Consider the following 10,934-nt stretch of genomic DNA (forward strand, 5'->3'; position numbering starts at 1 on the left):
CTCTGGAGGAGAGGCGGAGCCCTGCGGATGGTAGGGGCACCTCCCGGCTCTAGAACTGCCAAACCGCCACAACCACCGCCAGCAGCGTCACTCCCAGCAGCAACGCCAGCGGCGCGCCGACCCGCGCGTAGTCGCCGAACCGGTACCCGCCAGGAACCATGACCATCATGCTGACCGGATGACTGATTGGCGTAAGCAGGGTGACCGACGTCGCCGCCGCGACCGTGATCATGAAGGGTGCCGGGTTGACGCCCATCTCAGTGGCGGCGCCCAGCGCAATCGGCGCCATCAGGATTGTCGTGGGGATGGCGGGCACGAACTGCCCGACCACGAAAGTGGCCAGGCAGGTCGCCGCAAGAACCGTGAATGGCGCGTCTCCGGCCAGTGGCAGCACCGCGCCTGCGACCGCCGCCGCAGCCCCAGTTGTGTGCAGCGCGGCTCCCAGCGGCAGCAGGCTCCCAACGACGATGATCGTGGGCCAGTCTACCACCTGGGGCGCTTCGGTCACGCTCACGCAGCCGCCGATAATCACGATGCCTGCCGCCAGTACCGCTGCCAGGCTCACCGGCACGACGCCAGTGGCCCCGGAGAGAATCACCGCTCCCAGCGCGAGCAGAGCGTACGGGACCTGCGCGGTGCGGAGCGGTGGTGACTCGTCGAGCGAGGCGAAATCCGGATCATGCTCGATGGACCGGATGCGTTCGTGCGGTCCCTGGAGCAGCAGGGCGTCGCCGTGCTGGAGGGGCAGGTCTGCCAGCCAGGCCCGGCGCGGCTGTCCCGCGCGCCACACCGCCACCACGTTGACGCCGTACCTCTGCCGGAACTCCAGCTCCTTGAGACTCTTCCCGGCCAGATCGGAGCGAGGGGCTACGACTACCTCGGCAAGGCCTACGGTGTCGGTCTCCAACGCGCCGCGGTCGCGGGCCCATTCGGGCTCAACCGCTATAGGCCCGAGACTCCGAAGCCGTTCGATTTCCTCGGGTCGCGCCTCCACCACCAGCATGTCCCCCGGCTGCAGCAGTTCCCCTGGCGGTGGCGATGGGGTGTGTTTCCTATCCCGTTCGACCGCCAGCACGGTCATTCCAAATGACTCGCCCAACGAGGCCTGCGCGATCGTCTTTCCATCAAGAGCATCTCCGCGCTCGACCCGGATCCGGAACAGGCGCTCGGGGAGTCTGTAGGTCTCCAGCAGATCCCGGCGGGGACCCGCCGGCGGCATCGCCCCCACGGGCATCCGCGCCGGAAGGAGGCGGCGTCCCAGTGTGGCCATGAAGATGATGGAGGCCGCCAGCATCGCGATGCCGACAGGAAAGAACGAGAAGAACGAGAGCGGCGCGTGTCCCGCCTGAACGAGGAGCCCGCTGACGATGAGGTTCGAGGCCTTGCCTATGAGCGTGAGGGAACCTCCCTGACGGGCGGCAATCGCCAGGGGCATCAGCAGCCGGGACGGGCTGATCCCTGTCTGATGGCAGACGGCGAGCGCTACAGGCAGGAGTATGGCCGTGGCGCCGACGAGGTTCATGAACCCCGACAGCCCGCCGGCCACCGCCATCAAGGCAACGATGAGCGCCACCTCGCGCGAGCCCACGGCGCGGAGGAGCAGGCGTGCTGAGAGCGCCGCCACCCCGGTGCGCTCCAGGGCCGCGCTGACGATGAGGAGGCAGGCGATGGTGACCACCACCGGATCGCCGAACCCGGCGAACGCTGCGGCAGGAGAGACGACCCCGGATATGCCCAGGGCCAGGACGACCGACATGGACACGATCTCGGGCCGTGGGCGCCCCCAGGCAAAGGCCGCCAGGGCTCCGGCGAGGATGAAGAGCACGGTCCAGCCGTCGGGAGTCAGCATCGCTGCTGACTGTTTCCGTTCGGGGCGGTGCGATGCCTGCCGTCATTCGCGCAATTCCGACCCAGACCTGTTAGAAACGCCCATAGGTGGCGATGGTAGTAGTAGCAACAGTAGCAGGAGGAGGAGAGGGGTATGTCGTACCGGTCGGGATACAGGTAAGTCATCCTGAACCGCACGGCCGGACCCGTGCTGTGTAGGGAACAGAGGCGACAGACAGGGCGTTAGTATTCTCGGAGGGCAGACACATCATGGCGAAGCGAAGAAAGGAACTCAAGCTGACCGTGATCGTGGCAGAGTCTGCAGACGGCGGCTACGTAGGGTATGTGGAGGAATTACCGGGGTGCGCCACTCAAGGCGAGACCATGGAGGAACTCCAAGAGAACATGCGGGACCTGATTCCATCCTTCATCGAAGCACTCGTTATGGAATCCCGCGAGAAGCAGACCTGTCAGACCATTGGCAAAGTGGTCCAGCGGAAGACCTACCGTGTCCGCCCCGTGGAGCTTGTTCACGCCTAGAACATGGGTGCCAGCGATCTCCCCGAAGCTTCTGGCCGGGAGATCGTCCGGTGCCTCTGCGAGCGTTTCGGGTTCACATACAGTAGGCGAGGCGGTCGGAACCACTTCATTCTCAGGCGGGAGGGCAGAAACCCTCCCGTTCTCGTTGTGATTCCCGACCACCGAAAGGTGAAGCGCGAGCTTCTGGCTGCAGAGCTGACACACGCTGGAATCGAGCACAAGGCGTTCGCGAAGGCGTTTCGAGGCAAGTAACCCCCCTTCCTATGATGCTAAGATCATGAGCGTCACATCCGCCGGTGGACCGTCAACCCTGCGCCGACTTTCCGCCGATCTTTCCCTGCTGGCCATCGCCGCGCTCTGGGGCCTGACCTTCCCGCTGGGCAAGATAGTTCTGGAGACCCTGACGCCGTTTGCATACATGGCGGTCAGGTTCAGCTTCTCGGCGCTGGTGCTCCTCCCCTTGATGTTACGCTGCACTACGCCGTTGGCCAGGCGCGACTTGACGGCGGCGGCCCTCCTGGGCGTAGTGCTGTTCCTCGGGTTTGCCCTCCAGAAGATAGGGCTGAGAATAACCACCGCGTCGAAGGCCGGGTTCATCACCGGGCTGTCCGTGGTCATGGTGCCTGTAATCTGGGCGGTATGGATGCGGCGGGTGCCGCACCAGCGCGTGATGCTGGGCATCGCCGCGGCCACGACGGGGCTTGCACTGCTGACCCTGAACGGAACGCTCGCGGTCAACGTTGGCGACCTGTTTGTGCTCGCGTGCGCGGTGTGCTTTGCGATGCACATCGCCATCATGGGGAGGCTGGCGCCCCGCCTGGACGCGATCACCCTAACCACGGTGCAGGTTGTGGTGGCCGCCGTCCTGAGCGTGCTGACCGCGCTGATGGAGGGATCTCTCCCCGGGGTGGCTACCGCGAGCGCCCTTATCTGGGGCATGATCCTGTTCATGGCTTCCACCGGCACGCTGGCGGCGCTGCTGGTGCAGGCGTGGGCCCAGCGGTTCACGACCCCTGCCCATACTGGGCTGATGTTCGCCTTCGAGCCGGTTGCCGCGGCGATCGCCGCGTTCCTCATCCTGGGCGAGGTCCTGGTGGGCCGCCAGGCGTGGGGCGCCGCGCTGATCTTCATCGGGATCGTGATCGCCGAACTCAATACGGGCCGGGCGGAGATCCCGGTGGAGGCCAGACGATGAGCAAGTTCCCGGGTTTTCAGACGCGCGCGATTCACGGCGGTACGGTTCGCGATCCACTCAAGTCGGTGAGCCCGCCCATCTACCAGACCTCCACCTTCCAGTTCGACTCGATGGCCGAGGGCGCCCGGCTGGGGGCAGATGCGGGCAGCGGCTGGTACTACACGCGCTGGGGCAATCCAACTACGCGGCTCTTCGAAGAGCTGATGGCCGAACTCGAAGGCGGCGAGGACGCGCTTGCCACGGCGTCGGGCATGGGCGCTATTTCCACGGCGGTGCTGGCGGTGCTCCATCCCGGCGCGCACGTCGTCTCCCCGCGCGCGGTGTACCAGGCCACGTTCACGCTGTTCCGCGAGTTGGCGCCGGAGCGCGGCGTCGAGGTGACGTTCATTGACGCGGTTGATCCCGCGGAATACGAGCGGGCGATGCGACCCAATACGAAGCTGCTGTATATCGAGACGCCCAACAATCCCTTGATGCAGGTGACCGACATCGCGGCCATCACTGACCTGGCTCGGAAGGTCGGCGCCGCCACGATTGCCGACAACACCTTCGCGTCACCGTTCAATCAGACGCCGCTAGCGATGGGCGCGGACATGGTCGTGCACAGCGCGACGAAGTACCTGGGCGGTCACCATGACCTCACCGCCGGGGTGATTGTGGGAAGGCGCGAACTGATCAAGCGGGCCACGCGCCTGCTCCGGGTTCTCGGCCCGGTGCTTGATCCGTTCGCGGCGTGGCTGCTGGTGCGCGGGCTGCGGACGCTGGGTCTGCGGGTGGAACGACACAATCACAACGCGGCGCGGTTGGCCGAGTTCCTGGCAGGCCACCCGCGGGTGGAACGGGTCCACTACCCGGGGCTGCCGTCACATCCCGATTACGCCGTGGCAGTGCGGCAGATGCGCGGATTTGGCGGGATGCTCTCGTTCGAAGCACGCGGGGGGTTCGAGGCCGGCGTGCGAACGGTTGAGAATCTGCGGATCGCCAGTTTGGCGGTCAGTTTGGGCGGCCACGAGACACTGGTGACGCATCCGGCCTCCACGAGCAGCGTGGGGATTCCCCGGGAAGACCGCGAGCGGTCTGGGATAACCGACGGGCTGATCCGCGTCTCGGTCGGGCTGGAAGACGTCGAGGACCTGATCGCGGACTTCGATCAGGCCCTGCGCTCCGTCTAGGCCGCGGCTCCTGCTCCCTCAGGCGCTCCGGGCAGGGCAAGCCGCGGCTCCGCCTCCCTGCCAGGCCAGCAGGATCTTTGTCGCCTCTTCCAGCGACGCCGCTTCCGCATCGGGCCTTATGTGGCGATGGTTGACGTTGTCCGGGTTGGGCGTCATCGTGACGTAGAGCGTACGCATCCCGACCCCTTGCCCGCCGCCCATGTCGGCCTCCAGCGTGTCGCCCACCATCGCGGCGCGCGCCGGCTCGACCCCCCACCGCTCGAGCACCGAGCGGAAGATCGTAGGGTCGGGTTTGGTCCTTCCGAATCCCGCAGATGACACCACGGGATCCAGGTACGGACCGAAGCCCATCCGCTCGACGATCTGCTCGATCAGCCAGTGAGAGGAGGCGTTCGAGATGCACCCCAGCCGGAGGCCGGCTCTGCTCAATCGCTCCAGCATCCCCACCGCGCCAGGGAAGGCACGGTATCCATCCATTTCGGGCGCGAAGAACACGCGCTCGGCGGCCTCGACGAACTCGCCGTCGGTTGTCCCCAGGTTCAGTTGTGCGGCCGCCCGGTGGATCGCCTCCTGCATGGTGTGCTGGCGGCCGGTGATCGAGGTCATCTCCCACATCCAGCGGCGGGCTTCACGGATCGCGGCACCCAGCTCCGCCGGAATGCCCGACGACCGCAGCCACGCCGTCAGGTGCGCGGAGTTGTCCGCCTCGGTCGTAGAAGGGTAGATGAGCGTACCGCCGAGGTCGAAGATCACCGCGGCCAGCGAGGGATATGTCGTGTGAGTTGAGCCGGTCATGCCGGGATCATACTACGCGCGCGGATGTCAGTCGAGAAAAAGCGGAACCAGCTCGAACCTCTTTACGTCCACCAGTCCGCGGTCGGTGAGCTTCAGGTCCGGGATCACCGAAAGCGACATGAACGACAGCGTCATGAAAGGATCCGCCAGGGGCACCCCGAGGCGTTGGGCCGCCGCCAACACCGCCCTCTGCCCTCTGGCGACGCCGGCGAGCGGTTGGTCCGACATGAGGCCTGCTATGGGTAGGGGCAGTGATGTGGTCTCGCCACCGTCAACGACCACCAGCCCGCCCTGCATCTCGAGTACGCGTTCCACCGCCGCGCGCATGGCTTCGTCGGACGCGCCCAGGACGATCAGGTTGTGCGCGTCGTGGGCGATCGTCGAGGCCAGCGCGCCGCGCTTCAACCCGAAGCCACGCACGAATCCCATGCCGACCCGGCCGCTTCCGGTGTGCCGCTCGATCACCGCCATCTTGATCAGGTCCCTGTCGGGATCGGCGACCGCCTCGCCGTTGACTATGGTGATCTCTGCCTCACCGGCTCCGGTTATCAGCTGATTCGGGACGACCTCGATCACCCGCGCGCGGCGGCTGCGCGCTGGTATGCCGAACCGGAGGCTGCTGCGCAGCACGTTGACCGAGCCGCGGAGCATCGGCAGCTTCTCAGGCCGCTGGTAGGGCAGAAGCTCGTCGTCGCGCGCCACAAGGCGGCCGTGACGGAAGACCAACCGGGGGCGCGGCGACCGGAGGTCGTCGAAGACGATCAGGTCGGCGAGCCGTCCCGGCGCAACGGCTCCGCGGTCGCGCAGCCCGAAGTGCTCGGCGGTGTTCATGCTGGCGAGCTGGAGGGCCAGGAAGGGATCGAGCCCAAGCCCGATCGCCTGCCGGACCATCGAGTCAATGTGCCCCTCCTCCAGCAGGTGCTTCGGGTTGCGATCGTCGGTCACGAAGGCGCAGCGCCAGGCGTTCCCGGGCGTAACCAGCGGCAGCAGATCCTGGAGGTTGCGCGCGCCGGTGGCCTCGCGCAGCATGATGACCATTCCCCGCTGCATCTTCTCCCGGGCTTCGTCCACGGTCGTGCACTCGTGGTCCGAGCCGATCCCGGCCGCCGTGAGGGCGTTCAGGTCCATGCCCCTGATCCCGGGCGCGTGGCCGTCAATCGGGCGGCCGGCGGCCGAGCGGATCTTGGCCACCACTTCCTCGTTTGAGTCCAGCAGGCCCGGGGAGTTCATCATCTCCGCCAGGCCCAGCACCCACTTGTCCTGCATCAAGACCTCGAGGTCATAGGCAGAGACCTCCGCGCCCGCGCTCTCCAAGGAGCTGGCAGGCACGCAGGACGAGGCCATCAGGAACACGCTGAGCGGGTTGTACTTGGCCGCCTGCAGCATGTAACGTATGCCACTCATGCCCAGCACGTTGGCGATCTCGTGCGGATCGGCGATCACCGTGGTGGTGCCTCTCGGCACGACCGCGCGCGCGAACTCCGGGACGCTCACCAGCGCGCTCTCGATGTGCACGTGTCCGTCAATGAACCCGGGAGCCAGGAACGATCCCCCCAGGTCGCAGACCTCGCGGGCTTGATACGCGCCGCGGTCCGGACCAGCGGCGATCCCGGCTATCCGCTCGCCGAGTATGGCGACGTCGGACCCCACAACGGCCTGGTCGTACAGGTCTATGACGCGTGCGTTGGTCAGCAGAAGGTCGGCGGGCTCCCTGCCCCTGGCGACCTGGATGAGCCGTGCGAGGTCCATTGTAGCGGGGTTCACCGGGTCGGTTCAGGGTTCCTGCGCAGCGGGCGGGTCGCCGCCTGCAGGCAGGAAAGGCCGGCAGGGAAGGCCGACGGGGAGGGCAGGCAGGAAAGCGGTCCGATGCTCGTTGAACCGTGAAAGCAGATGGACATTCTGCTCCCACGCACGCTCGACGAGGCCCTCGGCTTGAAGTCGAAGCATCCCGAGGCCATTGCCTTTGCCGGCGGGACCGACCTGATGGTCGAGCTGAACCTCGGCCGCCGCCTGCCCCGGATGGCTTTGGACATCTACCGGCTTCCCGAACTGCGGCAATGGTATATCCAGGACGGTACGCTCTTCCTCGGCGCAGGGATGACATACAGCCGGATCATCCGGGAACTGCCCGAATTCACCGCGCTGGCTCAGGCGTCGCGTTCGGTGGGTTCGCCGCAGATCCGCAACCGGGGCACCATCGGCGGCAATCTGGGCACCGCATCTCCGGCAGGAGACGCGCTGCCCGTGCTGGCCGCCTGCGACGCCGAGGTCGTGCTCGCCAGGGACGGCGACCGCACCAGGACGCTCCCTTGGCACCGGTTCCTGGTCGGTCCCAAGAAGACCGCGATCGAGCCCGACGAGTTGATCCTCGGCGCGCGCTGGCATGTCACGCGCGGCCCCGGCTCGTTCTCCAAGGTCGGCAGGCGCAACGCGATGGTGATCGCGATTGCTAGTCTCTGCCTGGTGCTGGACGAGGACCGGCACGCAGTGCGGGTCGCGCTTGGGTCGGTGGGCCCCACGGTCCTCCGGGCGCCCGAGGCCGAGGCCTTCGCGGCGGACGCGCTGGCCGGGGCAGGCGCCTGGGGCGATCCGGCTGCGCACGTGCCGCCCCAGGTGCTCGAGGCCTTCGGCGAGCGCGTGGCCGCCGCGGCCAGGCCCATTGACGACATCCGTGGCACCGCGGCCTACAGACGCCACGCCTGCGCCGTGCTCGCGCGTCGGGCACTGCGCTGGGCGCTCGAGGATCGGCTGCCAGGCCCGGGAGGCGGAGGCCCGGCAAGCAGAGGAGCGCGATGCTGATCCGCTTGAAGGTCAACGACGAGTGGCGAACAGCCGATGCTGGGCCTGGTGCCAGTCTGCTCCATGTGCTGCGCGAGCAACTGGGCCTGCTCGGAACGAAGAACGGGTGCGAGCAGGGCGAGTGTGGCTCGTGCTCGGTGTGGCTGGACGGCGAACTGGTGTGCTCCTGTCTCGTGCTGGCGGCGCAGGCGCACGAGCGCGAGGTGCGCACCGTCGAGGCGCTTGCCGGTCCTGATGGTCTCCATCCGGTGCAGGAGGCGTATCTCGAAGCAGGGGCCGTGCAGTGCGGTTATTGCACGCCTGGGCTCGTCGTCGCCACAGCCGACCTGCTGGCGCGCAACCCCTCGCCCAGCGAGGCAGAGGTGCGTGAGGCGCTCTCCGGCAACCTGTGCCGGTGCACCGGCTACGTGAAGATCCTCGGCGCGGTGCATCTGGCGGCCCAGCGCCTGCGCGGGCGAACCGCATGAGCAGGGTTCTGATCGAATCGTGCGACGTCGTCGCCACGATGGACGACGCCGGCACCGAGATCCCCGGCGGGTCGCTCCTGCTCGAAGACGGGAAGATTGCATGGGTTGGGCAAGGTTCCCCGCCGGGGCCGGCGCAGGGCGCCGCCCCCAGCCATCTCGAGCGCCTGGACGGCCGCGGCATGGTCGCGTTGCCAGGCCTGATCAACACGCACCACCACCTGTACCAGACGCTGACGCGCGTGCGAGCTCTCGACCAGGGCCTCTTCGGCTGGCTGCGCGCGTTGTATCCGACCTGGGCCGGCGTAGATCAGGAGTGGGTGTTCGCCGCTGCCCGCGTGGGCCTGGCCGAACTGGTGCTCTCGGGCTGCTCTGCGACAACGGACCACCATTATGTCTTTCCAAAGTCCAGCAACGGGCTGGACCTGCTGGAGGCGGAGATCTCCGCTGCACGCGAGATCGGCCTGCGGTTCCATCCCTGCCGCGGCTCGATGGATTTGGGCGAGTCCGATGGCGGCTTGCCGCCCGACTCGATAGTGCAGCAGACCGACACGATCCTGGCGCAGACCGAGGAGGCGGTTTCTCGATTCCACGACCCTGCGCCCGGGGCGATGCTGCGGATAGCGGTGGCGCCCTGCTCGCCGTTCTCCGTGACCGAGCGACTGATGCGGGAGTCCGCGGCGCTGGCCCGCCGCCTAGGAGTCCGCCTGCACACCCACATCGCCGAGACCCTAGACGAGGACGCCTACTGCAAAGCTACTTACGGAAGACGGCCTGTGGAGCTGCTCGACGACCTCGGGTGGTTGGGGGACGATGTATGGCTGGCGCATTGCGTGCATCTGTCAGAGAGCAACGTCCACCAGATCGCACACAGCGCGACCGGCGTGGCCTGGTGCCCGACCTCGAACCTCCGGCTGGGATCGGGCATCGCGCCGGTGCGCCTGCTCCTCGACGCCGGCGCGCGGGTAGGCTTGGGCGTGGACGGATCCGCCTCCAACGACGGCGGGCACCTGCTGGCCGAGGCGCGCACAGGGCTGCTGGCCGCGCGTTCCGGCGGCGCCGGTGCGATGAGCGCGCGAGAGGCGCTGCGCGTGGCCACGCGAGGTGGGGCGGCCTGCCTGGGCCGCGATGACATCGGCTCGCTGCAGGCCGGGAAGCGCGCGGACGTGGCGCTGTTCTCGGTCGGCGGGCTGGAGCACGCCGGCGCGGATGCAGATCCCGTTGCCGCGCTCGTGCACTGCAGCCCGCAGCGCGTGCGGCACCTGTTCGTGGAAGGCCGGGCCGTGGTCAGGGACGCGCGCCTGGTCGGCGCCGACGAGGTCGCGATCGCCTCGGATGGCCGCAGGGCCACGCTTCGGATCTCCGGCCGGCCCTGGGGGAGCGCTCAGGCATGAGCATCAGGACCCTGACAAGGACGCGGGGCGGAGTTGGCGAGAGCGTCCGCCGTGTGGACGGCGTCCCCAAGGTCAAGGGCGCGTTTCAGTTCGGGAGCGATCTCTGGGCCGAAGGGATGCTGTGGGGGCACACCCTGCGCAGCCCGCACCCGCACGCGTTGATCCGCTCGGTCAACATCGCCGGTGCCCTGGACCTACCCGGCGTACACGCCGTGCTCCTGGCTGCCGACGTGCCCGGTAAGAAGAACTTCGGACTGGAGTTCGCCGATCAGCCGGTGCTGGCAGGGGATCGCGTCAGGTACGTAGGCGAGCCGGTGGCTATCCTGGCCGCGGTGGATCAGGAGACGGCCCGGCGAGCAGCAGCGCAGATCGTGGTGGACTACGAGGTCCTGGCCGCGGTCACCGACATGGAGGAGGCCCTGCGGCCTGAGGCGCCCCGGCTGCACGAGTACGGCAACGTGCTCCGGCACATCCGCATCGTGCACGGCGATCCCGAGGCCGAGGCCGAGGTGTGGGTCGAAGGGTACTACGAGACCGCGATGCAGGACCAGGCGTTTCTGGGCCCGGAGTCCGGCATGGCGATACCCGACTCCGACGGTGGGGTAGATCTCTACGTCGCCACGCAGTGGCTACACGTGGACCGCGAACAGGTGGCGCCCTGCCTGAACCTGCCCTCAGAGAAGGTGCGGCTGCACCTGGCCGGCGTGGGCGGCGCGTTCGGCGCGAGAGAGGACGTCAGCATGCACAT

Annotated in this window: 11 protein-coding genes; 8 read left to right on the forward strand and 3 right to left on the reverse strand. The window is 67.7% G+C overall.

The window, feature by feature from the left end; translation table 11 throughout:
- Positions 1-49 precede the first annotated feature (49 nt).
- A complete protein-coding gene (locus FJX73_10555) occupies positions 50-1,849 on the reverse strand; it encodes an SLC13 family permease (GenBank protein MBM3471212.1) in 1,800 nt (599 codons plus the stop codon).
- Positions 1,850-2,097: 248 nt separating this feature from the next.
- On the opposite strand from FJX73_10555, the gene FJX73_10560 reads away from it, so the two are divergent.
- Genes FJX73_10560 through FJX73_10575 form a run of 4 tightly spaced genes read left to right on the forward strand, consistent with a single transcriptional unit; the run spans position 2,098 to position 4,734 of the window.
- On the forward strand, positions 2,098-2,367 hold the full coding sequence (locus FJX73_10560) for a type II toxin-antitoxin system HicB family antitoxin (protein ID MBM3471213.1): 270 nt from the start codon (positions 2,098-2,100) through the stop codon (positions 2,365-2,367).
- 3 nt (positions 2,368-2,370) lie between these two features.
- The gene (locus tag FJX73_10565; GenBank protein ID MBM3471214.1) at positions 2,371-2,619 is read left to right on the forward strand and encodes a type II toxin-antitoxin system HicA family toxin; all 249 of its coding nucleotides are present in this window, start codon (positions 2,371-2,373) and stop codon (positions 2,617-2,619) included.
- Positions 2,620-2,644: 25 nt separating this feature from the next.
- Complete coding sequence (locus tag FJX73_10570) at positions 2,645-3,562, forward strand: DMT family transporter (GenBank protein ID MBM3471215.1); 918 nt, start codon at positions 2,645-2,647, stop codon at positions 3,560-3,562.
- Complete coding sequence (locus FJX73_10575; GenBank protein MBM3471216.1) at positions 3,559-4,734, forward strand: aminotransferase class I/II-fold pyridoxal phosphate-dependent enzyme; 1,176 nt, start codon at positions 3,559-3,561, stop codon at positions 4,732-4,734. The genes FJX73_10570 and FJX73_10575 overlap by 4 nt, the downstream gene beginning before the upstream one ends.
- Before the next feature lie 18 nt (positions 4,735-4,752).
- Here the strand turns inward: FJX73_10575 and FJX73_10580 are convergent, their stop codons facing one another.
- Positions 4,753-5,529, reverse strand: a complete 777-nt coding sequence (locus tag FJX73_10580; protein MBM3471217.1) for an HAD family hydrolase — start codon at positions 5,527-5,529, stop codon at positions 4,753-4,755.
- 27 nt (positions 5,530-5,556) lie between these two features.
- Positions 5,557-7,278: an adenine deaminase gene (ade, locus tag FJX73_10585; protein ID MBM3471218.1), complete on the reverse strand. Its 1,722-nt coding sequence runs from the start codon at positions 7,276-7,278 to the stop codon at positions 5,557-5,559.
- A 141-nt stretch (positions 7,279-7,419) separates the two neighbouring features.
- Between ade and FJX73_10590 the strand changes: the two genes are divergently transcribed.
- The 4 genes from FJX73_10590 to FJX73_10605 all read left to right on the forward strand — a co-directional run.
- Positions 7,420-8,328, forward strand: a complete 909-nt coding sequence (locus tag FJX73_10590; GenBank protein ID MBM3471219.1) for a xanthine dehydrogenase family protein subunit M — start codon at positions 7,420-7,422, stop codon at positions 8,326-8,328.
- Positions 8,322-8,795, forward strand: coding sequence for a (2Fe-2S)-binding protein (locus FJX73_10595; protein MBM3471220.1), 474 nt, complete (start codon positions 8,322-8,324; stop codon positions 8,793-8,795). Before FJX73_10590 ends, FJX73_10595 begins: the two co-directional genes overlap by 7 nt.
- Positions 8,792-10,186 carry an 8-oxoguanine deaminase gene (locus FJX73_10600; protein ID MBM3471221.1) on the forward strand — a complete coding sequence of 465 codons (1,395 nt, stop codon included), beginning with the start codon at positions 8,792-8,794 and terminating at the stop codon, positions 10,184-10,186. The genes FJX73_10595 and FJX73_10600 overlap by 4 nt, the downstream gene beginning before the upstream one ends.
- Positions 10,183-10,934 (forward strand): xanthine dehydrogenase subunit D (locus FJX73_10605; protein ID MBM3471222.1); only part of this gene is annotated, 752 nt, incomplete at its 3' end. The genes FJX73_10600 and FJX73_10605, both read left to right, overlap by 4 nt.

This window comes from Armatimonadota bacterium, assembly GCA_016869025.1.
Taxonomy (GTDB): domain Bacteria; phylum Sysuimicrobiota; class Sysuimicrobiia; order Sysuimicrobiales; family Humicultoraceae; genus VGFA01.

Excerpts from the sequence above, each read along its gene's own strand:
- FJX73_10560 (MBM3471213.1), top strand. The coding sequence starts at position 2,098 with ATGGCGAAGCGAAGAAAGGAACTCAAGCTGACCGTGATCGTGGCAGAG.
- FJX73_10575 (MBM3471216.1), top strand. The coding sequence starts at position 3,559 with ATGAGCAAGTTCCCGGGTTTTCAGACGCGCGCGATTCACGGCGGTACG.
- ade (MBM3471218.1), bottom strand. The coding sequence starts at position 7,278 with ATGGACCTCGCACGGCTCATCCAGGTCGCCAGGGGCAGGGAGCCCGCC.
- FJX73_10570 (MBM3471215.1), top strand. The coding sequence starts at position 2,645 with ATGAGCGTCACATCCGCCGGTGGACCGTCAACCCTGCGCCGACTTTCC.
- FJX73_10580 (MBM3471217.1), bottom strand. The coding sequence starts at position 5,529 with ATGACCGGCTCAACTCACACGACATATCCCTCGCTGGCCGCGGTGATC.
- FJX73_10600 (MBM3471221.1), top strand. The coding sequence starts at position 8,792 with ATGAGCAGGGTTCTGATCGAATCGTGCGACGTCGTCGCCACGATGGAC.
- FJX73_10595 (MBM3471220.1), top strand. The coding sequence starts at position 8,322 with ATGCTGATCCGCTTGAAGGTCAACGACGAGTGGCGAACAGCCGATGCT.
- FJX73_10565 (MBM3471214.1), top strand. The coding sequence starts at position 2,371 with ATGGGTGCCAGCGATCTCCCCGAAGCTTCTGGCCGGGAGATCGTCCGG.
- FJX73_10590 (MBM3471219.1), top strand. The coding sequence starts at position 7,420 with ATGGACATTCTGCTCCCACGCACGCTCGACGAGGCCCTCGGCTTGAAG.
- FJX73_10555 (MBM3471212.1), bottom strand. The coding sequence starts at position 1,849 with ATGCTGACTCCCGACGGCTGGACCGTGCTCTTCATCCTCGCCGGAGCC.